General features: G+C 70.7%; 1 protein-coding gene. It reads left to right on the top strand.

Annotated elements, in window-relative coordinates:
* Nucleotides 1-273, top strand: a 273-nt coding sequence (locus CUZ56_RS15020) for an ATP-binding protein (RefSeq protein ID WP_148113766.1), incomplete at both ends; no start/stop codon positions are given.

Here is a 273-nt window from a genome sequence, read left to right as displayed (position 1 = left end):
GTGCTCGTGCGCCCGAGCTACGTGCTCGGCGGGCGCGGCATGGAGATCGTCTACGACGACGAGACGCTGCGCGGCTACGTCACGCGCGCGACGACGGCGTCGCCGGAGCACCCCGTGCTCGTGGACCGCTTCCTCGACGAGGCGATCGAGATCGACGTCGACGCGCTCTTCGACGGCGAGGACATGTACCTCGGCGGCATCATGGAACACGTCGAGGAGGCCGGCATCCACTCCGGTGACTCCGCGTGCGTCCTGCCGCCCGCGACCCTCGGC

Origin of the sequence: Saezia sanguinis, assembly GCF_003991585.1 — a bacterium.
GTDB lineage: Bacteria > Pseudomonadota > Gammaproteobacteria > Burkholderiales > Burkholderiaceae_C > Saezia > Saezia sanguinis.
The sequence above is the reverse complement of the archived record's forward strand: the minus strand, read 5'-3'. Positions and strand labels throughout refer to the sequence as shown.